General features: G+C 67.0%; 23 protein-coding genes. 13 read left to right on the forward strand and 10 right to left on the reverse strand.

The genetic code is table 11. From position 1 onward, the window contains the following. Positions 1-123: 123 nt before the first annotated feature. The 4 genes from folK to hda are packed head-to-tail and all read right to left on the reverse strand — an operon-like array spanning position 124 to position 3792. The gene (gene folK / locus CCX87_RS13550) at positions 124-630 is read right to left on the reverse strand and encodes a 2-amino-4-hydroxy-6-hydroxymethyldihydropteridine diphosphokinase (protein ID WP_232476402.1); all 507 of its coding nucleotides are present in this window, start codon (positions 628-630) and stop codon (positions 124-126) included. A 35-nt stretch (positions 631-665) separates the two neighbouring features. Continuing rightward, positions 666-2255 (reverse strand): polynucleotide adenylyltransferase PcnB, encoded by a 1590-nt coding sequence (gene pcnB, locus CCX87_RS13555; protein WP_087747064.1) that lies wholly within the window; start codon positions 2253-2255, stop codon positions 666-668. A 52-nt stretch (positions 2256-2307) separates the two neighbouring features. Continuing rightward, positions 2308-3048: an HAD family hydrolase gene (locus CCX87_RS13560; RefSeq protein ID WP_087747066.1), complete on the reverse strand. Its 741-nt coding sequence runs from the start codon at positions 3046-3048 to the stop codon at positions 2308-2310. A 45-nt stretch (positions 3049-3093) separates the two neighbouring features. Next, positions 3094-3792 (reverse strand): DnaA regulatory inactivator Hda, encoded by a 699-nt coding sequence (hda, locus tag CCX87_RS13565; RefSeq protein ID WP_087747068.1) that lies wholly within the window; start codon positions 3790-3792, stop codon positions 3094-3096. Between the two features lie 175 nt (positions 3793-3967). Here hda and purM point away from each other — a divergent pair, with 175 nt between their 5' ends. Both purM and CCX87_RS13575 read left to right on the forward strand, forming a co-directional pair. Continuing rightward, entirely contained in the window at positions 3968-5044 is a 1077-nt protein-coding gene (purM, locus tag CCX87_RS13570) for a phosphoribosylformylglycinamidine cyclo-ligase (protein ID WP_087747069.1), read from the forward strand. Between the two features lie 16 nt (positions 5045-5060). Beyond that, positions 5061-6140 carry an AI-2E family transporter gene (locus CCX87_RS13575; protein WP_087748339.1) on the forward strand — a complete coding sequence of 360 codons (1080 nt, stop codon included), beginning with the start codon at positions 5061-5063 and terminating at the stop codon, positions 6138-6140. Positions 6141-6222: 82 nt separating this feature from the next. Here the strand turns inward: CCX87_RS13575 and CCX87_RS13580 are convergent, their stop codons facing one another. Then, positions 6223-7305 (reverse strand): extracellular catalytic domain type 1 short-chain-length polyhydroxyalkanoate depolymerase, encoded by a 1083-nt coding sequence (locus CCX87_RS13580; RefSeq protein WP_087747071.1) that lies wholly within the window; start codon positions 7303-7305, stop codon positions 6223-6225. A gap of 309 nt (positions 7306-7614) precedes the next feature. Here CCX87_RS13580 and CCX87_RS13585 point away from each other — a divergent pair, with 309 nt between their 5' ends. The 4 genes from CCX87_RS13585 (at position 7615) to CCX87_RS13600 (ending at position 10439) form a co-directional block, all read left to right on the forward strand. Then, the gene (locus CCX87_RS13585) at positions 7615-8202 is read left to right on the forward strand and encodes an isochorismatase family protein (protein ID WP_087747073.1); all 588 of its coding nucleotides are present in this window, start codon (positions 7615-7617) and stop codon (positions 8200-8202) included. Then, the gene (locus CCX87_RS13590) at positions 8199-8825 is read left to right on the forward strand and encodes a DJ-1/PfpI family protein (protein WP_087747076.1); all 627 of its coding nucleotides are present in this window, start codon (positions 8199-8201) and stop codon (positions 8823-8825) included. Before CCX87_RS13585 ends, CCX87_RS13590 begins: the two co-directional genes overlap by 4 nt. A 90-nt stretch (positions 8826-8915) precedes the next feature. Next, the gene (locus CCX87_RS13595) at positions 8916-9908 is read left to right on the forward strand and encodes a GlxA family transcriptional regulator (protein WP_442857470.1); all 993 of its coding nucleotides are present in this window, start codon (positions 8916-8918) and stop codon (positions 9906-9908) included. A 132-nt stretch (positions 9909-10040) separates the two neighbouring features. After that, positions 10041-10439 carry a universal stress protein gene (locus CCX87_RS13600; RefSeq protein WP_087747078.1) on the forward strand — a complete coding sequence of 133 codons (399 nt, stop codon included), beginning with the start codon at positions 10041-10043 and terminating at the stop codon, positions 10437-10439. Between the two features lie 69 nt (positions 10440-10508). On the opposite strand, the gene CCX87_RS13605 is transcribed toward CCX87_RS13600, so the two are convergent. Beyond that, positions 10509-11360: a SirB1 family protein gene (locus CCX87_RS13605; RefSeq protein ID WP_087747080.1), complete on the reverse strand. Its 852-nt coding sequence runs from the start codon at positions 11358-11360 to the stop codon at positions 10509-10511. 77 nt (positions 11361-11437) lie between these two features. After that, positions 11438-13003: a murein biosynthesis integral membrane protein MurJ gene (murJ, locus tag CCX87_RS13610; protein ID WP_087747082.1), complete on the reverse strand. Its 1566-nt coding sequence runs from the start codon at positions 13001-13003 to the stop codon at positions 11438-11440. 190 nt (positions 13004-13193) lie between these two features. Between murJ and rpsT the strand changes: the two genes are divergently transcribed. Then, the gene (rpsT, locus tag CCX87_RS13615; protein WP_087747085.1) at positions 13194-13493 is read left to right on the forward strand and encodes a 30S ribosomal protein S20; all 300 of its coding nucleotides are present in this window, start codon (positions 13194-13196) and stop codon (positions 13491-13493) included. A gap of 185 nt (positions 13494-13678) precedes the next feature. Here the strand turns inward: rpsT and CCX87_RS13620 are convergent, their stop codons facing one another. Beyond that, a complete protein-coding gene (locus CCX87_RS13620; RefSeq protein ID WP_087747087.1) occupies positions 13679-14002 on the reverse strand; it encodes a DUF3579 domain-containing protein in 324 nt (107 codons plus the stop codon). Positions 14003-14233: 231 nt separating this feature from the next. Between CCX87_RS13620 and CCX87_RS13625 the strand changes: the two genes are divergently transcribed. Both CCX87_RS13625 and argF read left to right on the forward strand, forming a co-directional pair. After that, a complete protein-coding gene (locus CCX87_RS13625) occupies positions 14234-15430 on the forward strand; it encodes an aspartate aminotransferase family protein (RefSeq protein ID WP_087747089.1) in 1197 nt (398 codons plus the stop codon). Between the two features lie 22 nt (positions 15431-15452). Continuing rightward, entirely contained in the window at positions 15453-16373 is a 921-nt protein-coding gene (gene argF, locus CCX87_RS13630; protein WP_087747091.1) for an ornithine carbamoyltransferase, read from the forward strand. 82 nt (positions 16374-16455) lie between these two features. Here the strand turns inward: argF and CCX87_RS13635 are convergent, their stop codons facing one another. Then, positions 16456-17616, reverse strand: coding sequence for a sensor domain-containing diguanylate cyclase (locus CCX87_RS13635; RefSeq protein WP_087747093.1), 1161 nt, complete (start codon positions 17614-17616; stop codon positions 16456-16458). A gap of 210 nt (positions 17617-17826) precedes the next feature. Here CCX87_RS13635 and kynB point away from each other — a divergent pair, with 210 nt between their 5' ends. From kynB to CCX87_RS13655, 4 genes are all read left to right on the forward strand, one after another. Then, a complete protein-coding gene (gene kynB / locus CCX87_RS13640) occupies positions 17827-18453 on the forward strand; it encodes an arylformamidase (RefSeq protein ID WP_087747094.1) in 627 nt (208 codons plus the stop codon). A gap of 88 nt (positions 18454-18541) precedes the next feature. Next, positions 18542-19864 carry a kynureninase gene (gene kynU / locus CCX87_RS13645; RefSeq protein ID WP_087747097.1) on the forward strand — a complete coding sequence of 441 codons (1323 nt, stop codon included), beginning with the start codon at positions 18542-18544 and terminating at the stop codon, positions 19862-19864. A gap of 18 nt (positions 19865-19882) precedes the next feature. Continuing rightward, positions 19883-20770, forward strand: a complete 888-nt coding sequence (kynA, locus tag CCX87_RS13650) for a tryptophan 2,3-dioxygenase (RefSeq protein ID WP_087747099.1) — start codon at positions 19883-19885, stop codon at positions 20768-20770. Between the two features lie 173 nt (positions 20771-20943). Then, a complete protein-coding gene (locus CCX87_RS13655; RefSeq protein ID WP_369825294.1) occupies positions 20944-22251 on the forward strand; it encodes an MFS transporter in 1308 nt (435 codons plus the stop codon). Positions 22252-22306: 55 nt separating this feature from the next. On the opposite strand, the gene CCX87_RS13660 is transcribed toward CCX87_RS13655, so the two are convergent. Then, a complete protein-coding gene (locus CCX87_RS13660; RefSeq protein WP_087748343.1) occupies positions 22307-23515 on the reverse strand; it encodes an FAD-dependent monooxygenase in 1209 nt (402 codons plus the stop codon). Between the last annotated feature and the right edge of the window lie 64 nt (positions 23516-23579).

A 23579-nucleotide genomic window follows, 5' to 3' on the forward strand; every position in this document is an offset into this window, starting at 1 on the left:
GCGGGTGGCGCCCATCGATTTGGATGAAATAGGGCTGCAGCGCTTTATCCATAAGCGCTAGCAGCTATGTTTTCAGTAGCGCCGCAGCACCGAAACACCGGACTGCCGGGCGTTACGTACCGCCTAAAGCGCCCAGTCGGCGCCCTGCACCCGGTCGATGCGCTGCGCTGCCACGGCCGCCAGTTGCTGCGCTGGCACCAGCTCGGGCGCCAGCTCGGCCAGGGGATAGAGCACAAACGCGCGCTCGTGCAGGCGCGGGTGCGGCAGCGTGAGCGTGGGGGTGTTGATCACCTGGTCGCCATACCGCAGGATATCCAGGTCCAGCGTGCGCGGGGCGTTGCGGTAGGGCCGCTCGCGCCCGCCGGCCTGCTCGATCGCCTGCAGTTGCGCCAGCAAGGCGTGGGGCGCCAGGCTGGTGCCCAGCTGCACCACGGCGTTCAGATAGTCAGGCCCGCCCGCATCCACGGGGGCGCTGCCATACAGGGATGAAACGCGCTGCACCCGCGTGCCTGGCAAGGCCCCGATGGCCGACAGCGCGGCGCGCAAGGCAGCCTGGCGATCACCGAGGTTGGCCCCCAGGCCGATCCAGGCAGACACCGCCGCCAAAGCCCCAGGTGCAACGGAGGCCACAGCGGTGCTCTCACCCTGCATCCCAAAATCTCCGCTTATTCGCCGGCGGCCGCGGAGGCCGCGCCTTCGCTGCTGCCGCCACCGGGTTTGCGACGGCGACGGCGGCGCTTCTTGGGCGCCTCGCCATCGGCCAGCGGCGCAGCGTCGTCGGGCAACCCTGCTGTGCTGGCCGCTGCATCACGGGGTGCAGACCCGGCAGCGGGAGCCGCGCGCGGCACGCGCTTGACCACGGGCTGGGCCTTCTGGCGCGCCTTTTGCTCTTCGCGGGCCTGGTCCATGAGGTCGTCACGGCGGTCATCGCTGGCGCTCTGGAAGTCCTGCCACCATTCGGCCAGAGCTTCTTCGACTTCGCCCACGTCGGCACGCAGGCGCAAGAAGTCGAATCCGGCACGAAAACGCAACTGGTCGACCATGCCAAAGGGCCCGCTGCCCACGCGCTTTTCAAAGCGCGGCTGCATCACCCAGATCTCGCGCATATCGGCGGCCAGCTTGCCGCGGCCCGACACGTCGCCGATGCGCTTGTCGAACACGTCGTCGATGGCGTCCTGCAGCGCGGGCAGCGGGTGCTGGCGCTGGTTCTGGCGCTCCAGCCAGCCCTTGTGCACGTCGTCCCACAGCACGCAGGCCAGCAGGAAGCTGGGGGCCACGGGCTTGCCTTCGCCAACACGGCGGTCGGTGTCGGTGAGGGCGGCATTCACGAAGGGCGTTTCGGCGCGCTCCACCACCACGTCCAGCAGCGGGTAGATGCCCTTGGCCATGCCCAGCTTCTTGAGCTGCTCGATGGTGGCAATGGCATGCCCCGTTTGCAGCAGCTTGAGCATTTCGTCGAACATGCGGCTTTGCGGAACCTCGGCCAGCAAGGCCTGCGACTGCACCAGGGGCGCTGCGGTCTTGGGTTCGATGGTGAAGCCCAGGGCGCCCAGCTTGGCGGCAAAACGCACGGCGCGGATGATGCGCACCGGGTCTTCGCGGTAGCGCGTGGCGGGGTCGCCAATCATGCGCAGCGTCTTCTTCCTGGCGTCCTGCAGGCCCTTGTGGTAGTCCACCACGATCTGGCTCACCGGGTCGTAGTACATGGCGTTGACGGTGAAGTCGCGGCGCGTGGCGTCTTCGTCCTGCGGACCCCAGACATTGTCGCGCAGCACGCGGCCACTGGCGTCCACGGCATGCTGCATGCCCGAAAGTTGCGCCTTGCTGGTCTTTTCGTTGCCCGCCACCTGGCCCGCAGCAGCGTTGTCGAGGTAGGCACGGAAGGTCGATACCTCGATCACCTCATGCTCGCGCCCCCGGCCATGCACCACGTGCACGATGCGAAAGCGCTTGCCGATGATGAAGGCCCGGCGAAACAGGCCCTTGACCTGCTCGGGCGTGGCGTTGGTGGCCACGTCAAAATCCTTGGGGCGCAGGCCCAGCAGCAGGTCGCGCACGGCGCCACCCACGATGTAGGCCTCAAAACCCGCCTGCTTGAGCGTGGCCACCACCTCGGCGGCGCGGCGGTCCACCAGCTCGGGGTTGATGCCATGGACCGAGGCGGGCACCTCTTCACGCTTGCCGAAATGCGGCTTGCCGCCCGAGGTGCCGGGCGTGGATTTGCCGAGCAGTTTGTCGATGAACTTCTTGATCATGGGTATGCAGTAAACAGATGGAGCGGCGCAAACATGCGGTCAAGGTGCGGTTTCAGGGTGCGGCATTCCGCGCGGGAGCGGGCTGCGCATTCTGGTTTGTGCCGGTCGGAAACAGGTCCAGTATGCGCCAGCCGCGCGCTTGCGCCAGCGCTCTGAGCCGGGCGTCGGGGTTGGTGGCAACGGGGTGGTTGACTTTTTCCAGGAGCGGCACGTCGTTCATGGAATCGCTGTAGAACGTGCTCTCCACATCCCCCCAGGAAAGCCGCCGCTCGGCCAGCCATTGTTCCATGCGCCGCACCTTGCCTTCGCGCATGGTGGGAATGCCGTCGATTTCGCCGGTGTACCAGCCCTGCGCATCGCGGGCCAGCTGCATGGCCAGCAACTGCTGAACCCCCAGGGCGTTCGCAATGGGCCGGGTGACGAATTCGTTGGTGGCGGTGATGATCAGCACATCATCGCCCGCCGCCTGGTGCCCGCGCAGCAGATCGCGCGCCTGCGGGTGGATGGCAGGCTCGATCACTTCGCGCATGAACTGGGCATGGGCGGCGGCGGCGGCCTCAGGCCCGCGCAGACGAACGGCCTCGATGGCAAAACGCACATAGTCCTGCACATCGAGCGTGTCGGCCTGGTAATGCGCGTAGAACTCGTCGTTGCGGCGCGCAAATTCGACCGGGTCGTTCCAGCCGATGCGGATGGTGAACTCACCCCACTCGTAGTCGGAGTCAATGGGCAGCAGCGTGTGGTCCAGGTCGAACAGCGTCAGCCGGGGACGATGGAGCGGGATATCAGTCATTGATTGTGTTGTGAAGTGCGCAGCATCGCCCCAGGGGGTTGTCCCTCATTCCGACTCCAGCATGGCCTTGAGCAGCGGGATGGTGATGGCGCGCTGGGTGCGCAGCGCATAGGCATCGAGCTGTTCGAGCAGTTGCATGAGGCTGCCCAGGTCGCGCGAGAAGCGGTTGAGCATGAAGTCCATCACCTCGTCGCCCAGAAACACGCCCCGGGCATCGGCCTCCTGGCGCAGCACCGCGCGGCGGGCGGTTTCGTCGAGCAAATGCAGCTGGAACACATGGCCCCAGCCCAGGCGGCTGCGCAGGTCATCGCGCAGCGGCAGATCGGCCGGCGGCAGGTTGCCGGCCGCCAGCACCCAGCGCGGTGCGCCGTTGGCGGGGCTGATGGCATTCACAAACCAGTTAAAAGCCATGGCCTGCTGGGCGGTGCTGTACAGGTGCACGTCGTCCAGAACCACGGCGGCCCAGCGCTCGTCAAATTCGGCGGGCATGGCCACCGAGGCATCGAGCCAGCCCACGCTGGCGCCCTGGTCGCTCAGGGCCTGGTGCACCGCCTTGAGCAAGTGGGTCTTGCCGCTGCCCGCCTCGCCCCAGAGGTAGGTGGGCACGGGCGAGCGGGTGTCCTGCTGGCTGCCCTCGCCCACCCACAGCTGCAGATGCTGCAGCGCGGCCTCGTTGGGGCCGGCAAAAAAACGCGCCAGCGTGGGCCCCGTCGCCAAGCCAATGTCCAGGGCCAGCTGTTTCATGGCTGCAGCCCGCAGGCACAGGGGCAGGCGCAGGGTTGGATAACGGCAAACGGCATGGGCATGAAAGGCAAAACGGGGCAGGAAGTAAGGGTGAACGGAGGGTGCGCGGTGCGCACCCCGTAAAATCTGCGCAAATTTTAGTCTGCCGCGCACGCTGGTCCGTGCCATCCCTGCCATGAGCTCCTCTGCATCCACCCCCACCCCCCTGTCCTACAAAGACGCTGGCGTTGACATCGACGCGGGCGACGCCCTGGTCGAGCGCATCAAGCCGCTGGCCAAAAAGACCATGCGCGAGGGCGTTTTGGCCGGCATCGGCGGCTTTGGCGCGCTGTTTGAAGTGCCCAAGCGCTACCAAGAGCCCGTGCTGGTGAGCGGCACCGACGGCGTGGGCACCAAGCTCAAGCTGGCCTTTGAATGGAACATGCACGACACCGTGGGCATCGACCTGGTGGCCATGAGCGTGAACGATGTGCTGGTGCAAGGCGCCGAGCCGCTGTTCTTCCTCGACTACTTCGCCTGCGGCAAGCTCGACGTGGACACGGCCGCAGCCGTGGTGGGCGGCATTGCCAAGGGCTGTGAGCTCTCGGGCTGCGCGCTGATCGGCGGCGAAACCGCCGAGATGCCCGGCATGTATCCGGCGGGCGAATACGACCTGGCCGGCTTTGCCGTGGGTGCGGTCGAAAAATCCAAAATTCTCACAGGCAAGGATGTGCAGCCCGGCGACGTGGTGCTGGGCCTGGCTTCGAGCGGCGTGCACTCCAATGGCTTCTCGCTGGTGCGCAAGTGCATCGACCGCGCCGCCGGCAACCTGCCCGCCACGCTGGACGGCAAGCCCTTCAAGCAGGCCGTCATGGAGCCCACCCGCCTGTACGTGAAGAACGTGCTGGCCGCGCTGGCCGCCCACCCGCATTCGGCAGATGCCACCTCGCCCGGCGGCATCAAAGCCCTGGCCCACATCACCGGAGGCGGCCTGCTGGAGAACATTCCCCGCGTGCTGCCTGACGGCACCGCTGCCCACCTGCAAAAGGGCAGCTGGCCGCAGACCGAACTGTTTGCCTGGCTGCAGAAAACGGCGGGCATCGACGACATCGAGATGAACCGCACCTTCAACAACGGCATCGGCATGGTGGTGGTGGTGGCTGCGGCCGCTGCCGACGCCACGGCCGCCACGCTGCGCGCCGCGGGCGAGCAGGTGTACGCCATTGGCACCATCGCACCGCGCGGCGAAGGTGCCGCCGTGGTGGTGGGCTGACGCCGCACGGGCCCCGATGGCGCCGCGCTCCCGCTCCGACACCACGGCCATTGCACCGGCGGCACCCTCCCCCCGCCCTGCGACGCGCAGCATCGAGACCGCCAGCTACCTGCTGATGGCCGCAGCGCTGCTGCTGATCATGTGGCGCGGCTTGCTGCCCGGCCTGCTGTGTGTCTGCCTGGGCTTTCTGCTGACGCGGGCCTTCAGCGGCTGGTTCGCCCGGCTGGTTCGCCCGCCGTCCCACGCCAGCGTGCCACCGCGCGCCGCCCAGGTGGCAGCCGCCGCGCTGGTCATGCTCAGCCCGCTGGTGCTGCTGGCGGTGGGCCTGACGCAGTCGCGCAGCTATGTGGTCGAGCTGCCGCAGCAATACCGCGAGCTGCTGGACTACATGGCGCGCACGGTGCTGGAGCTGCGCCTGAAGCTGCCCCCCGACATGGCGGTGTACCTGCCCGAGGGCGCCGCCGAAATCCAACGCGCCATCGCCAGCTACCTGGGCGCCAAGGCCGGCGCGCTGGCCATGGCGGGGCGTGCCTGGCTGGCGGGCCTGCTGTTTGCCTATGTCGGCCTGCTGATCGGGGCGCTGGCCGCCGTGCGCCCGCCCGGCCTGGCGCGCGGCCCGCTGGCGCAGCAACTGGCGCAGCGCATCAGCCGGTTCGGCGAGGCCTTCCGGCAAATTGTTGCGGCGCAGTTCTGGATCGCAGCCTTCAACACCCTGCTCACGGCCCTGTTCCTGCTGTTCGTGCTGCCGTACTGGGGCCTGCAATTGCCCTACACGCCGGTGCTGATCACCTTCACCTTCGTGGCCGGGCTGGTGCCCATCGTGGGCAACCTGCTGTGCAACGCGGTCATCACCATCGTGGGGCTGTCGGTGTCGCCCATGGCGGCGGCCGCCTGCCTGGGCTTTCTCATCCTGATCCACAAAGCCGAATACGTGATCAACGCCAAGGTGGTGGGCAGCCGCACGCAGATGGGCGTGTGGGAGCTGCTCAGCGTGATGTTCGTGGCCGAGGCGGTTTTTGGCCCGGCGGGGCTGGTGGCGGCGCCGCTGTTTTACGCCTACCTCAAGAAAGAACTGGTGGCGGCGCGGCTGGTGTAGCGGTAGCGTCGTGCGGGGACGCCAATACTTCATTATTGATAGCACACGGCGCTTTATCCATAAGCGCCAGCGGCCATTTTTCTTATATTTTCTTGAACTGCCGCGCCACAAATGCCCAGACCGGGGCTGACGCATCGGGGCCCGCCGGGTCGCTGTAAGGCAGGCCGGGCGCGCCGCCGCTCCAGGCGTGGCCCAGGCCCACGATTTCGCGCAGCGTGACCTGGATGCGGCCGCGCGCCTTGTACTCGGTCACCCGCACCGCATGGCGCCTGCCACGTTGCAAGGTGCGCATCGGGCCGGCGCGCGCGCCCAGTGCCTCGGCCCACAGTTCGGCCGTGGCTGCCGCGTTGCGCACCGAGACCACATGGTCCGCATCGCCATGCAGGATCAGCAAGGGGGGCAGTGGCGCAGGAACCGCCCCGTTGGCAGCCAGCGCCTGCGGCGGATCGGGCAGATGCGCTTCCCGGCGGCCATGCATGGCCGCCATGGCGGTGGCGGCGGATTCGGCCGAACCGGGTGCCACGCCCGAATGCATGGCCACGGCACAGAACCGCTCGGGGTAGCGCGCCGCCAGCAGCGCCGCCATGCTGCCACCGGCCGACAGACCCGCCACGGCCACACGGGCCAAGTCCACCGGGTGGCGGCGGGCCACCAAGTCGATGGCGGCCAGCAGGGTGGCCGCCTCGGCATCGGCTTTGCCGCTGCGGCGATCAAACCAGTTCCAGCAACCGTGGGCGTTGGCCACGCGTTCCTGCTCGGGATAAAGCACCAGAAAGCGCTGGCGCACCGCCAGGCGGTTCATGCGCGAGCTGGCGGCCAGTTCGCGCCCCGTCTGGCCGCAGCCGTGCAGCATCACCAACAGGGGCAGCTTTTCGCCCGACCGCAACGCCAGCCCTGGCGGCACATACAGGTGAAAGCGCCGCGCCCCCGCCGGGCCGGGGGCAATGCCGGCAATCCACTCGCCGCTGGCAGGCAGCGGCTTGCGCGGTGTGCGCACGGCAGGCGCCGCTTTGGGCCGCGCGCGGGGCACCGCCACCGCCTTGGCACGCACCGGCTTGGCGGCAGCAGTTCGCACAGGCTTGGTGGCGCGCGCAAAAGCCTTGAGGTTGCGCCGATAGGCGCGCGTCAGAGCGGACAGCGAGAACAGGGGTGTGCGGCGGGACATGGGTGCGGGGTGTCATTCATCAGGGAAAACCCTGTCCACGATAGCAGCTTACGGGCCAGCGCGTCATTTACTCCTGATTCAGTAGCAGCCTGTGGCGAAGGCACCTACGTTCAACGCCTGTCGGGCGTTGAAATCAAACACCCAGCCATCGTGCTCCGGTGCCTTTGTCTGCACGGTTTTGGGCATTCCCCGTACTCTACGAACCAAAAATGGCGTGAATTGATCGATATTTGTCCGCTGCGGATTGGACGACAGCCTGTACCGTAGTCACGATAAGCGCTATCTCTATTTTATTGAGAAAGCATTTTTATGAAATCATGTCTGATAGTGATTGACGCGCAGGAATCCTTCCGTCACCGCCCGTTTTTCACCGCGCAGGGCCTGCCGGCCTATCTGGCGGCACAAAACGCCCTGATAGCGGGCTGCGTGGCCCGCGGTGTGCCCGTGGTGCGCGTGCTCCACTGCGACGGCCCGGCCGTGCCGGCCAACCCCTTTTCCGCCGAGTCCGGCCAGGTGCGCCCGCTGGCCGGGCTGGCGACGTTTGACGCCGCCGCCACCTTCACCAAGTCGCGCCACAGCGCGCTGGTGGGAACGGGGCTGGAGGTGTGGCTCACGCAGCAGGGCATCGGCCGCCTCATCGTGAGCGGCATCCGCACCGAACAATGCTGCGAAACCACCACGCGCCACGCCTCCGACCTGGGCTGGCAGGTGGACTTTGTGACCGAAGCCACCCACACCTGGGACATGGTGCAGCTCGATGGCCAGCCCCTGCCCGCAGCCGACATCAAGGCCCGCACCGCCACGGTGCTGCAAGGGCGGTTTGCCACACTGTGCACCGTGGCTGATGCCCTGGCCCGCTGCACCGCCAGCGAAGCCGCCACCGGCGCTGCCGCATGACCGCCGCACCGCGCCCGGCCTCGCTGCAGGTGGCGATTCTGGTGTTTGACGAGGTGGAAGTGCTGGACCTGGGCGGCCCCTACGAGGTTTTCACCACGGCCACACGCATGCACCAGCGCCTGCAGCCGGGCGGCCCGGCCCTGTTTGCCGTGCAATGCGTGGCGCGCACCCTGCAGCCGGTGCGCGCCCGCGCCGGCCTGCAGGTGCTGCCCGATGCCGACTTTGCCACCGCATCAGCCCCCGATGTGCTCATCGTGCCGGGCGGCGTGGTGGATGCCGCCGCTGCCTGCCCCGCCACCCGGGCATGGGTAGCAGGTGCAGCGCAAGGGGCGCAGATCAGCGCATCTGTCTGCACCGGCGCCTTCATCCTCGCGGCAGCCGGCGTGCTGACGCAGGGGGCCGTTACCACGCACTGGGAGGATCTTGCCGATCTGCGCACGCGGTTTCCACACCTCGCGGTGCAAGAGAATGTGCGCTGGGTGGACCAGGGCGCGCGGGTTACTTCGGCAGGCATCAGCGCCGGCATCGACATGTGCCTGCACCTGGTCGCACGCCTGACCGGCCTGCCGCTGGCCGAGCGCACCGCCCGCCAGATGGAATGGCGCGCAGCGACAGCCCCTTGAGCGGCTGCGCGGCGGGGCGGCCCTTGCGCGGCGGCTTTGGCCTGGGCCGCGCCAGTTCCGTCACTGCGTAAATCAAAAAAAGGAAGATGGATGCAAATGCCCCCCGCTCAAATCCACGTCGTCTTCGCGCTGCTGCCCGGTAGCCTCGTCCTAGACTGGGCGGGCCCGGCCGAAGCCTTGCGCATCGCCAACCAGGTGCTGCTGGCGCAGGGCCAGCCCGCACACTTTGCGCTGCACTTTGTCAGCCCCAGCCCGCAATCGGCCACCTCGGTGGGCGTGGTGCTGACGGGGCTGGCGCCTTTGCCTGCCACCTTGCCCACCCCCGCCTGGGTGGTGCTGGTGGGGCTGCCGGGGCAGCGCATTGATGTGGACCACGACGACGCGCATGCACTGTTGCACTGGCTGCGCGGCCTGCGGCTGGCCAGTGGGCGGCTGGAGCTGGTCACGGTGTGCGCCGGCGCCGTGCTGGCCGCGCATGCCGGGTTGCTGGCGGGCCGGCGTGCCACCACGCACCACCAGCACCTCGACGAGCTGACCGCCGCGGAGCCCCGCTGCGACGTGGTGAGCAACCGCGTCTTCGTGGCCGACGGACCGCTGCACAGCAGCGCGGGCGTGACCACGGGCATCGACCTGATGCTGCAGCGCATTGCCGACACCTGCAGCCCCGCCGTGGCAGCCCAGGTGGCGCAAACCATGGTAGTGGCATTGCGGCGCGGCCCCCACGACCCCGAACTCTCGCCGTTTTTGCACCACCGCAACCACCTGCATGCCGCCTTGCACCGGGTGCAGGACGCCGTGGGCCAGCAGCCCCAGGCCGCCTGGAACGTGCCGGCCATGGCGCAGGTGGCGCACACCTCGCCCCGCCATCTGACGCGGCTGTTTCTGGAACATGCGGGCATCGCCCCGCTGCAGTATCTGCGCCGCATCCGCCTGGCCGCTGCCGAGGCGGCGCTGCGGGCCGGGCACAACGTCACCCAGGCGGCAGCGCTGGCGGGGTTCAGTTCGGACACGCAATTGCGCCGGGCCTGGCACCATTTCGGGCAACCGGGCACGCCATCGGAGGGCGGAAGCCGGGCGCGTTGAGCGCCGAAGCAGCACCGCCCAAACCCCTGCGCCAGGCGTTACCATTTGCGGGCGCAGACTGCACCGGTCACGCACGGCCACCCCAAGCCCTGGGCGAGCCGCCATCCCAAAAATACCCAGGAGACACAAGACATGACCATCCTCGTCGCATACGTACCCCGCCCCGAGGGCCGGGCCGCACTGGACAAGGGCATCGAAATCGCCAAGCGCCGCCAGGAACCCCTGATGGTAGTGAACGCCGGCCCCGGCGGCCAGCAGGAAGACGCCTCGCTGGCCGCCGGCTTCGAGGTGGAGCGGGTGGAAGAGCTGTTGGCCGCGCAAGGCATCACCGCCGAGTTCAAGCAGTTCGTGCGCGGCAAGAGCGCCGTGGATGAAATCAACGACCTGGTGGAGTCGCGAGACATCTCCGTGCTGGTGATCGGACTGCGCAGGCGCACCGCCGTGGGCAAGCTGATTTTGGGCAGCGTGGCCCAGGAACTGTTGATGACGGTGTCCTGCCCCGTCCTGTGCGTCAAGGCTGCGGGCGCCTGACAATTTGCTATTTAATCAATAGCAAAAAGCGCTTGCCTGGCAAGCGCTTTTTGCATTTCAGACGTGCATTCAGCTGCCGGCGCTGCGCAGGGCGCTGATCCGCTGGGCGATGGCAGCCACATCCAGCCCGTCTTCCACATGCGCCAGATAGGTCTGCAGATCGACCACCGCCTGGGCCACGTTGCCGCGCTCGGCATGGGCCAGCCCGCGATCGCGCCATTCGCTCCAGGCCTGGGGCAGCAGCACGATCAGGCGGTCCTGCACGGAGATCAGACGCTGCCAGTCTTCCTGCGTGCGGTGCACCTCCTTGAGGTTGCGCAGCATGCGCGCAATGATGTCGCGCGGGGTGGCCGCCTGCAAATAAAGGCCCAGCGGCACGTCGTAGTCATCCACCAGACCGCCCTGGCGCTTGTACGGCTCCAGCCGCTCGGATAGATCCTCCCGGCGGAGGGATTGCCCCGACACCGGGTCCATCACCACCTGGCCCTTGGGCAGCAGCACCTTGACCATGAAGTGCCCGGGAAACGCAATGCCGCGCGCCTGCAGCCCCAATCCCTGGGCCAGCTCCATCCACAGCACGGCCAGCGATATCGGGATGCCACGGCGCGTGCGCAGCACGGCATTCAGATAGCTGTTTTCCGGGTCGTAGTAATTGTTGACGTTGCCGGCAAAGCCCAGGTCGGCGAAGAAAAACTGGTTGAGCGTGCGCAGACGCTGCAACGCGGGTGCATCAGCAGACAAGCGGCGCTGCAAGCGCGCCAGCAATTGATCCACATCGCCCAAGAGCTGCTGCACATCCAGGTCGATGTATTCGTCCTGCGCCAGGCTGGCGGCGGCTTCTAGCAGCGGGAAATGCTCGTCGCTCTGCACCAGCGCGGCAAAATATTCCAGTGCGGTGGGGACGGAATAGCGGAGAGACATGAGAGGGTTGTACGGTGGGCGCTGCGCCGCGTCAAGCCACGGACAGCGCGCGATCCCGGCTCATTTCCGAGCGGGCATCAACGGCGCAGCATCTGGCGCAGCTTCAACCCGGCAGCCCACAGCGCACCAAAATACAGCGCCACCGAAGCACACAGCACCAGGGCCAGCAAGAGCGCTCGCTGGCCGCTGTGCGAGCGCATCTGCACCCAGGGGAAATACTGCGCCGCCCACAGCAGCAACACCGCCAGCAGGGCGCTGGCAGCCACCACCTGCAGGGCAAAGCGCGCCCATCCGGGCTGCGGCCGGTAACTGCCGCGGCGCAGCAGCCCCGCCAGCAACCACAGCGCATTGACCAGCGCGCCCAGTCCGATCGACAGTGCCAGCCCCGCATGGGCCATGAACGGCACCAGGGCCACGTTGAGCAACTGGGTGATGACCAGCACCGCAATGGCGATCTTCACCGGCGTGCGGATGTCCTGGCTGGCGTAATAGCCCGGCGCCAGCACCTTGATGGCCACCAGCCCCAGCAGGCCGGCCCCGTAACCGGCCAGGGCGATGGCGATCTGGCCCACATCGCTGTCGAGCAAGGCGCCGTGGTGGAACAGCGTGGCCACCAGGGGCGTGGCAAAGGTCAGCAGCGCCACGGCGCAAGGCACGGCCAGCAGCACCACGATGCGCAGGCCCCAGTCGAGCATGGCCGAGTAGCGCAGCGCATCGCCCGCGGCCTTGGCAGCAGCCAGCTGGGGTGTGAGCACCACGCCCAGCGCCACGCCCAGCAAGGCGGTGGGAAACTCCATCAGCCGGTCGGCGTAAAACAGCCAGGTGACGCTGCCCGGCGCCAGGTAGGAAGCGATCTGGGTGTTGATCATGAGCGATATCTGCGCCACGCCCACGCCCAGCAGCGCAGGCGCCATCAGCGTAAGGATGCGGCGCACGCCGGGCTCTGCCCAGGCGGCGCGCACAGCACCCCAGGTCACGCCGATGCGTGGCAACAAACCGAGGCGGTACAGCACGGGCACCTGCACCGCCAGCTGCAGCACGCCGCCCAGCATCACGCCCCCGGCCATGGCATAGATGGGCTCGATGCCACGGGCCGCCAGTTGCGGGGCGCCCAGCCAGGCCGCGGCGATCATGCACAGGTTCAACAGCACCGGCGTGGCAGCCGGCACGGCAAAGCGCTTCCAGGTGTTGAGCACGCCCGCCGACAGCGCCACCATCGACATGAAGCCGATGTAGGGGAACATCCAGCGCGTCATCAGCACGGCGGCGTCGAAGCTGGCCGGGCTCTGGCGCAGGCCGCTGGCCAGCAACCACACCAGAAGCGGCGCGCCCAGCACCCCCAGAATGCAAGTGAGCAGCAGCACCCAGGCCAGCACTGTCGCCACGCTGGCAATCAGCACGCGCGTGGCCGCCTCGCCATGCTGGGCCTTGGAGGCCGCCAGCACCGGCACGAATGCCTGGCTGAACGCGCCCTCGGCAAAAAGGCGCCGGAACAGGTTGGGAATGCGGAAGGCAACGTTGAAAGCATCGGTCAGCGCGTTGGCACCAAACATCGAGGCCATCAGGAGGTCGCGCCCCAGGCCCGTCACGCGGGAGGCCAGGGTCAGCAGGGAGACGGTGGAGGCAGCTTTGAACAGGGACACCGCAGGGAGTGTATTCGCTGCCCGTGCACTGCCCCGTGCACGGGCAGCGACGGCACTTGCGCTGATGCGTCCACTTACCCGCCCGCCGCTTCCCGAAGGGATGGCTTGACCGGGGCTGGGCACGCACGGCGGGCTGGGCTATAATCGTCGGCTTTGCTGGCATCATCCTCAGACACAAGGAAACACATCAATGGCATCCGCTAAACCCAAGAAAAAGAACCCGCGCCTGGCGTCGGGCCGCAAGCGCGTCCGTCAGGACATCAAGATCAACGCCGCGAACACTTCGCTGCGCTCCAAATACCGCACAGCTGTCAAGAACGTCGAAAAGGCTGTTCTGGCTGGCGACAAGACCAAGGCGAGCGAACTGTTCGCCAAGATGCAGGCCGTGGTCGACACCGTGGCCGACAAGGGCATCTTCCACAAGAACAAGGCTGCTCGCGACAAGAGCCGTCTGTCTGCCAAGGTGAAAGCCCTGGCCCTGGCTGCCTGACCATCTTCAGGCAAACAGCCCGAACGGGTCATACCGTTCGCCGTTTGTAACGGGTGCGCTGCCAGCAACGAACAAAACCGCCTCCGGGCGGTTTTTTCGTTGCTGGGCCGGTTTCTTCCGACGTGAAAGGCAGGGCAAAAAAACGGCCCCGAGATTCTGGGGCCGCGATGCCAACATTGCCGGTCTCAAGGCGTGGGCAGGGGCGGGTCGGGCAGCAGGCAGGCTTCAGCGACCTGCAAGTCGTTGTCACGCGCAAAGTTGATGACGAAGTCCCAGGCCATGGGCTCATGGTCGCGCAAATCGCTGTTGACGACCACGCATTTCACTCCATTGAGCGTGGTCGGAATGCACCAGGGCGAGTAGCTCAGATGGCTGCCGGGCTTCGCTCCGCCAGGGCGAAAGCCGCTCATCACACCGGCCAGCCGCTCGGCCCAGTCGCTGGGACGAAAGGTTTTCCCTGCGTGGGTGATGCCCTGAATGAAGACTTCTTTGGAGGTGGGGGAAACCATCGGGATGTGATAGATAGAGGGCTGATACCACAGGATCACTGCTTGCTACGCCGCGCCTCGCATTCTAACTCTTATATAAGAGCTGGCCTGCCCCCTCACCCGCCAAGGCATTGCAGTGATGCGCAATCGTCATCTTCGGGCGCCTGCGCTCGCCCTAAAATCGTGCTTCGCTTTTTCAGGGCGCGACCAGCACGGGCCGCCCCCTTCACCCCACCGTCTGGAGTCCACTGCATGACCGCTTTCATTGAGGCCGCCTCGCCCCACGTGATGAACACCTATGGCCGCGTGCCGATTGCGCTGTCGCACGGGCAAGGCTGCCGCGTGTGGGACGTGAACGGCAAGGAGTACCTGGATGCCCTGGGCGGCATTGCGGTGAACACGCTGGGCCACAACCACGCCAAGCTGGTGCCCGCCTTGCAGGACCAGATCGGCAAGATCATGCATTCGTCCAACTACTACCATGTGCCGGGCCAGGAGCAGTTGGCCACCCGGCTGGTGGAGCGCTCGGGCATGACCAATGTGTTCTTCTGCAACTCGGGCCTGGAGGCCAACGAGGCGGCGCTCAAGATCGCGCGCAAATACGGCGTGGACAAGGGCATCGCCAAGCCCGAGATCGTGGTGTACGAAAAAGCCTTTCACGGCCGCTCGATCGCCACCATGTCGGCCACGGGCAACCCCAAGATCCACAACGGCTTTGGCCCGCTGGTGGAAGGCTTCATCCGCGTGCCGCTCAACGACATCGACGCCATCCAGAAGGCCACCAAAGGCAACCCCAACGTGGTGGCCGTGTTCTTCGAGACCATCCAGGGCGAAGGCGGCATCAACCCCATGCGCGTGGAATACCTGCAGCAGCTGCGCAAGCTGTGCGACGAGCGCGGCTGGCTCATGATGATCGACGAAGTGCAGTGCGGCATGGGCCGCACCGGCAAATGGTTTGCCCACCAGTGGGCCGGCATCGTGCCCGATGTGATGCCCCTGGCCAAGGGCCTGGGCTCGGGCGTGCCGATTGGCGCCGTGGTGGCAGGCCCCAAAGCGGCCGCCGTGCTGCAGCCGGGCAACCATGGCACCACCTTTGGCGGCAACCCTCTGGCCATGCGCGCGGGCAACGAAACCATCCGCATCATGGAAGAAGACGGCCTGCTGCACAACGCCGCCGTCGTGGGCGCTTACCTCAAGACCGCACTGCAACACGCGCTGGGCAGCCTGCCCGGCGTGAAAGAAGTGCGCGGCCAGGGCCTGATGCTGGGGGTGGAGCTGGACAAGCCCTGCGGCGCGCTGGTGGGCCGCGCGGCCGAGGCCGGCTTGCTGATCAGCGTGACGGCCGACAGCGTGATCCGCATCGTGCCGCCGCTGATTCTCACCACCGCCGAGGCCGACGAAATCGTCGCCAAACTCGCCCCGCTGGTCAAAACCCTGCTGGCGGAATAAGCCCGCCCGCAACGAGAGCGCCATGAAACATTACCTGCAGTTCAACGACCTCACCGCCGACGAGTACACCTACCTGTTCGAGCGCGCCGCGCTCATCAAGAAGAAGTTCAAGGCCTACGAAAAGCACCACCCGCTGGTGGACCGCACCCTGGCCATGATCTTCGAGAAGGCCAGCACGCGCACGCGCGTGAGTTTTGAGGCCGGCATGTACCAACTGGGCGGCAGCGTGGTGCACCTGACCACGGGCGACAGCCAGCTGGGCCGCGCCGAACCGATTGAAGACAGCGCCAAGGTTATCAGCCGCATGACCGACCTGGTGATGATCCGCACCTACGAGCAAGCCAAGATTGAGCGTTTTGCCGCCAACTCGCGCGTGCCCGTCATCAACGGCCTGACCAACGAATACCACCCCTGCCAGATCCTGGCGGACATCTTCACCTTCATCGAACACCGTGGCTCCATCCAGGGCAAGACCGTGGCCTGGGTGGGCGACGGCAACAACATGGCCAACACCTGGCTGCAGGCCGCTGCGCTGCTGGGCTTCAAGGTGCATGTGAGCACGCCTCGCGGCTACGAAATTGATGAGAAATTGGCCGCAGGCGCAGGCGGGATAAGCGCCAGCAGCTATCAATTCTTTAGCAACCCGCTGGAAGCCTGCAAGGACGCGGACCTGGTCACCACCGACGTGTGGACCAGCATGGGCTACGAGGCCGAGAACGAAGAACGCAAGAAGGCGTTTGCCGACTGGTGCGTGGACGCCGAAATGATGGCCGCCGCCCAACCCGATGCCCTGTTCATGCACTGCCTGCCTGCGCACCGCGGCGAAGAGGTGGAGGCGGATGTGATTGACGGCCCCCAGTCCGTCGTCTGGGACGAGGCCGAAAACAGGATGCACGTGCAAAAGGCCCTCATGGAGTACCTTTTGCACGGCCGGGTTGCATGAAGGCTGTACCTGCCCGCCCTATCCCGTATTCCGCTAAAGCGCCTTGTGCCTGAGTGACTGAGGGCACGGCAAGCCCCCGGCATTACGAGGCCGGAAGTGCGGGCGCTTTAACGCCCGCGGTCTCTGCCGCCGCAACAGCCTCTGCCACGCACACCCGGTTGCGCCCCTCGGCCTTGGCCTGGTAGAGCGCGCGATCTGCCAGGTCGATCAGCGCGGCCGGCGATATTGCGGCGTTGTCCGCGCAAGCCACCCCCACCGACAGCGTGACCCCGATCGGCTGGCCATCGACCAGCCAGCGCCGTTCGGCCACCTGCTGGCGCAAGGCTTGCGCTCGGTCCATGGCAGTTTGCAGCCCCATGCCAGGCAGAACCAGCAGAAACTCCTCCCCGCCATAGCGGCAGCAGATGTCGCTCGGTCGCATGGACTGCAGCAACAGAACCGCGATCTGGCGCAGGACATCATCCCCGGCGGCATGGCCGTGGCGGTCGTTGATCTGCTTGAAGAGGTCCAGATCGATCAGCAGCAGGGCCAGCGTGGCGCCCTCGCCCACGCAGTCGTCAAGCTCCCGCTTCAGTGCCGTGTTCAGGTAGCGGCGGTTGTACAGGCCGGTCAGAGGGTCGCGGTGGGCCTGCTCGGTCAGCTGGGTCTGCAAGGACTGGACAGCCTGCAACTGGCTTTGCAGCGCCGTTTCGCTCTGGCGCAGTCTGGCCCGCGTGGTGGTGAGTGCGACGGTGCGGGAATTGGCGTCGCGGGCAAACAAGACCAGGTAGGACGACAGGCACAGGATGCTCAAGGCGCTGACGCGCAGCGAGGTGTCGGGGGTAAAGCGCCACCCGTCCACCGCCACCACCAGCACCGCCCCCGCGGCTGCGCATGCCAGTGCCTGCAGCATCCCCTTGAGCGCCCGAAAAGCAGTCATATTGATGCAGCCGCAAATGACCAGGGCATAACAAATCCAGAGCGGAAACCCCAGCGCCGCAGACCACAGGCCGAAACAGAAGTTGTCGAGCAGCAGGTTCTGGATTTCCGCTGCCAGCGGATCCCTGGCATGGCGGGCCCGCAGGTACACGGCATGCGGATACACCAGAAACTGCAGCACCATGAGCCCCCATGCCCAGGGGCCATAACCATGCTCAAGGAAATGGACCGAAAGGACGACCACAAAAATCAGCCAGGACACGCTGCGATTGCGGTGGTTCATACGGACCACCCAGTGGGTCGGCGCGGCAGGTACGGCGGTCATGGAGGTGGTGCGACGATGGCGGGAGAATCGCCCGTAAATGGGTACAAGGAGAGCCGTCCCGCTGGCGATCACCTCACGGTCAGGGGCCGAGACTGTTTCGCACTGTAACAACAAATTGGCGGGTAGGCCCGCACCGCAGCGCCCGGTTTTTTGCCCATGCGTTGCCATAAAGCGACACCACGAACGGCCCAGCGCGCTACCTTGTCGCCCATGCAAAAGCTCTGGGACATATCCCCTCCTGTCCACCCCGGCACACCGGTGTTTCCCGGCGACACGCCCTACCAGCAGCAGTGGAGCGCCACCATCGCACCCGGCTGCCCGGTGAACGTGAGCGCCATCACGCTGTCGCCCCATGTGGGCGCCCACGCAGATGCGCCGCTGCACTACGACGAGCGCGGCGCCGCCATTGGCGAGGTGTCGCTCGACGCGTTTCTGGGCCCCTGCCGCGTGGTCCACGCCATGGGCTGCGGTCCGCTGATCGAGTGGCGGCACATTGCCCACGCGGTGGACGCCACCCTGCCCCAACGGGTGCTGGTGCGCACTTATGCCAGCGCGCCCGCGCAATGGGATGCCCAGCTCACCGCCTACGCCCCCGCAACCATTGAGCGCCTGGCCGACCGGGGCGTGCTGCTGGTGGGCATCGACACCGCCAGCATCGACCCGGCCGACAGCAAGACGCTGGACAGCCACCAGGTCATCCGCCGCCGCAACCTGCGCGTGCTGGAGAACCTGGTGCTCGACGACGTGCCCGAGGGCGACTACGAACTCATCGCGCTGCCCCTGAAGCTGACCACCGCCGATGCGTCGCCGGTGCGCGCCGTGTTGCGCGCGTTGTGACGCACTGATTTCGAGCATTTTTGGCATCTAGCGCTTATCCCATAAGCGCTAGCAGCTATCAAAACAGAAGTAACCGACCTGGACCGCCATGACCATCACCCACCAAGACTGCCACGCCCTCGACGCGCAAGACCCGCTGGCACCGCTGCGCGCGCACTTCACGCTGCCACCCGGCGTGATCTACCTCGATGGCAATTCGCTGGGCGTGTTGCCCAAGGCCACCGCCGCCCGCGTGGCCGACGTGGTGACGCGCGAATGGGGCACCGACCTCATCCAATCGTGGAACACCGCGAGCTGGTTCGACCTGCCCCAGCGCCTGGGCAACCAACTGGCACCACTGATCGGCGCGGGCAAAGACGAAGTGGTCTGCACCGACAGCACCTCCATCAACCTCTACAAGGTGCTGAGCGCCGCGCTGAACATCGCCCGCGAAGACAGCCCCACGCGCAAGCGCATCGTGAGCGAGCGCAGCAACTTCCCCACCGACCTCTACATTGCCGAAGGCCTGTGCAAGGAACGCGGCCTGGAGCTGGTGCTGGTGGAGCCCGAAGACATTGCCGCAGCCCTCACCAGCGACGTGGCCGTGCTCATGCTCACGCATGTGAACTACCGCACCGGCGCCATGCACGACATGGCCGCCATCACCGCCGCCGCGCACGCCCAGGGCATTTTGTGCGTGTGGGACCTGGCGCACAGCGCGGGTGCGGTGCCGGTCGATCTGAACGGCGCGGGCGCGGATTTCTCGATTGGCTGCGGCTACAAGTATCTGAACGGTGGCCCCGGCGCCCCGGCCTTTGTGTGGGTGCATCCGCGCCATGCCAGCCGCCCGGATTTGAAGTTCATGCAGCCGCTGTCGGGCTGGTGGGGCCACGCCGCGCCGTTTGCCTTCACGCCCGACTACCAGCCCGCGCCGGGCATCACACGCTATCTGTGCGGCACGCAGCCCATCATCAGCCTGTCGGCCCTGCAGTGTGGACTGGATGTGTTCACCGCCGCGCAAAGCCTGGGCGGCATGGCCGCGCTGCGAACCAAGTCGCTGGCGCTCACCGACCTGTTCATCAAGCTGGTGGAAGAGCGCTGCGCGGGCCACGGCCTGGGCCTGGCCACTCCGCGCGACCACGCCCGGCGCGGCTCGCAGGTATGCCTTACAAAAGACACCGGCGCCTATGCCATCGTGCAGGCGCTGATTGCGCGCGGCGTGATTGGCGACTACCGCGCCGGGTCCGGTGCGGCTTCCGGTTCAGGCAAAGGCAATGGCGACACGGTGCACAAGGACATCCTGCGCTTTGGCTTCACGCCGCTGTACATCGGCTTCGAAGACGTGTGGAATGCCGTGGAACACCTGCGCCAGGTGCTCGACACAGCCGAGTGGCAGCGCCCCGAATTCAACCAGCAACACGCAGTGACCTGACCGAGAAGGAACCCCGCCATGTGCCCCTTTTCCCAAAACCCTGCCAGCGAAACGCCCGCATCCGCATCTGCCCTGCCCGAATCCATCGTGCACGCCGAGCGCGCCCAGCTCGACTTCAGCCAGCGCATGAGCTACGGCGACTACCTGCAGCTCGACGCCGTGCTCACGGCGCAAAAGCCGCTGTCGCCCGCGCACGACGAAATGCTGTTCATCGTGCAGCACCAAACCAGCGAGCTGTGGATGAAGCTCATGCTGCACGAGCTGCGCGCGGCCACCGGCCACATCGCACGCGACGAGTTGCAGCCCGCGTTCAAGATGTTGGCGCGCGTCTCCAAGATCATGGAACAGCTGGTGCACGCCTGGGACGTGCTGGCCACCATGACCCCGCCCGAATACAGCGCCATGCGGCCCTATCTGGGCAGCTCCAGCGGCTTTCAAAGCTACCAGTACCGCTGCATCGAGTTCGCCTTGGGCAACAAGAACCGCGCCATGCTGCAGCCCCATGCGCACCGCCCCGACCTGCTGGCCCAGGTGCAGGCCGCGTTCGAGGCGCCATCGCTGTACGACGAAGCCCTGCGCCTGCTGGCCCGGCGCGGCCTGGCGGTGCCCGCCAGCCACACCGACCGCGACTGGACCCTGCCCTACGCCGAGAGCGATGGGGTAGAGCGCGCTTGGCTCACCGTGTACCGCAACCCGCAGCAGCACTGGGACCTGTACCAGCTGGGCGAGGAACTCACTGACCTCGAAGACGCCTTTCGCCTCTGGCGCTTTCGCCATGTGACCACGGTGGAACGCATCATCGGCTTCAAGCGCGGCACGGGCGGCACCGGCGGCGTGAGCTACCTGCGCAAGATGTTGGATGTGGTGCTGTTCCCCGAGATCTGGAAGCTGCGCACCGATCTTTAAAATTCAGGCCAAATTGGCCTCAAGCGCTTATGCAGCAAGCGCTTGAAGCTATCAAAAACAGAGTTACACCACCGCGACAGCGCCCGCACGCGGCTGCGTGTAGGCTGCACACTGCACACAATGGCTGCCGTGCACCCGCGCAACCCACCCTGCTGAATCTCCCGCTTCATCCCGTGTCCTCTTCATCGCCCTCATCCGCATCCATCGCCGCCCAGCCCCACCCTGCGCCCCTGGGCCCCGTCCCGCCATCCCCGGGCACGCTGTGGTTCATGCTCCTGGCGCTGCTCTCGGCCTTTGCGCTGAGCCAGGCCTACCGCACCGTCACCGCCATCATGGCCACGGGCCTGCAGGCTGACTTTGGCCTCTCGCCGGCGTCGCTGGGCGCGTTTGCCGGGTTGTTTGGCCTGTCGTTTGGTGTGACGCAGTTTTTCATGGGCATTGGCATGGACCTGTATGGCCTGCGCCGCACCGTACTCAGCGCCTTTCCGCTGGCCATTGCCGGCGCCGCCGTGTCGGCCTGGGCGCCCAACTATGGCTGGCTGATGTTCGGCCAGCTGCTCATTGGCGTGGGCTGCGCGCCGGCATTTTTGGCCTGCACGGTGTTCATTTCGCGGCATTTCCCCAGTTCGCGCTTTGCCTTCATGTCGGGCGTGGGCATGGGCGTGGGCGGGCTGGGCCTGCTGCTCACCGGCACGCCGCTGGCTTGGCTGGTGCAGCGCACAGGCTGGCGCAGCGGCTTTGTGCTGCTGGCGGGGCTGTCGGCGCTGGCCTGGCTCTTGATCTGGCGCTGCGTGCACGAGCCCGCGCTGCCCGGCCCGACGCCCGTGCGCGAGCGCTGGGGCACCGCCGTGCGCCGCTTTGGCGCGCTGTTCATGCTGCCGCACACGCTGGGCATTCTGCTGCTGGGCATGGTCGGCTACGCCTCGTTTCTGGCGCTGCGCGGCCTATGGATTGGGCCGATGCTGATCGACCGCTATGCATTCACGCTGGTCGAGAGCGGCAACATGGCCCTGGGCATGTCGCTGATTTCGCTGTTCACCCCCGCCTTTTTTGGCCGCATCGACCCCGGCCCGGCGCGCCGGCGCGCCTGGGTGGCCAACTTTTCGCTGCTGGTGGCCGCGCTCTACCTGAGCTTGGGGCTGGTGCACCACGCCATGCTGAACCTGGCGCTCGTGGTGTGCATTGCACTGGTGTCGGGCTATTCGGTGCTGCAGTATTCGGATGTGCGCTCGTCTTACGCGCCCGACCTGACCGGGCGCGCGCTGTCGGTGTTCACCATGGCCATGTTTCTGGGCGTGGGGCTGGTGCAATCGCTCACCGGCTGGGTCGCCAGCTGGGCGCAGGGCCAGGGGCTGGAACCCTACAGCGCGGTGATGGCCACGATTGCCGCGCTGCTGGCGCTGGGCTCCACCGCGTTCCGCTGGCTGCCGGCATCGCCGCTGCTGCAGCAAGCCGGGGCGGTCGACAAAGAATCTGCATAAAAAAGCACTCAAGCGCTTATGAATAAAGCGCTGATAGCTATATTTTCAATAGCAATCAGAGCGAACTGGCGCTGGAGCCGTCGCCCCGGTACAGCCAGGGCACGTCCAGCAGCCGCTCGCCCAGCAGGCGCAGCGACGCATCGCGCGCCCAGCGCACGGGGCCCGTGGCGTGAAAGATGCGGCCATTGCGGGTGGAGCGGGCCTGCACGCGCGCATTGCGCTGCCAGCGGTTGAGCGCATAGCGGGTCAGGCGCAGCGGCACCTCCAGGTCGTGCATGGCCAGCGCGCGCTGCAGCTCGGCGGCGTCTTCAATGGCCATGCCGGCGCCCTGCGCCAGATAAGGGCGCATGGGATGGGCGGCGTCGCCCAGCAAAGCCACCACGCCCCGCGCCATCTCGCCCGGCCCGCGCACGGGCGGGCGGTCGCACAGCGGCCACAGGCGCCAGCCAGCGCCCGCATCAACCACCCCGCGCACCACCTGCTGCAGCGCCGTGCAGGTGCCCGCCAGCGCGGCCTCCAGGTCGGCGCCATTGGCCGCGTGGTCCCAGTTTTCCAGGTCGTGCGGCGCGGGGCCCTGCACGATGACCACCAGGTTCTGCAACTCGCCCCGGCGCACGGGGTACTGCACCACATGCAGGCGCGGCCCCAGCCAGGCGGTGACGTCGCTGGTGCGCAGCGCCTTGGGCAGCGCATGTTGCGGCACCAGGGCGCGGTAGGCCAGGTGCCCGGTCACGCGCGGGCGCTGCTCGCCCAGCAGCTGCGTGCGGGTGCGGCTCCACAGGCCGTCGGCCCCCACCAGGGCATCGCCCTCCACCTCCTTGCCCCGGCTGGTGCGCACGGTCACCACGCCCTCGGCGTCGGTGAAGCGGTCGATCGCGTGGTCGAGATGAAATTGCGTGTCGGTGTATTTGCTGACGGCCGCCAGCAGCAGGCCATGCAGGTCGGCGCGGTGGACGGTGGCGTAGGCCGCGCCGTAGCGCTCTACCGCCGTGCTACCCAGCGGCATGGCCGCCAGCGCTTGGCCCGTGAGGGCGCTGCGCACCTGCAAACGCCCCGGAAATGCCGCCACATCCTGCAGCGGGCGCTGCAGGCCCCAGGCCTGCAGGCGGCGCACCACGTTGGGCCCCAGCTGCACGCCGGCGCCCACCTCGCTGAATGCGGCGGCACGCTCATACAAGCGCACCTCCCACCCGGCGCGCGAAGCCCCCAGGGCCGCAGCCAAACCGCCAATGCCGCCACCCGCGATTAACACCTGTTTTCTCATGCCCGCATTGTGCCGCGCGCCGTCGGCGGGCAAGCGGGCGGGCAGGCGGGCGGGGCTTGCGCGT

It is taken from the genome of Acidovorax sp. T1 (assembly GCF_002176815.1).
GTDB lineage: Bacteria > Pseudomonadota > Gammaproteobacteria > Burkholderiales > Burkholderiaceae_C > Acidovorax.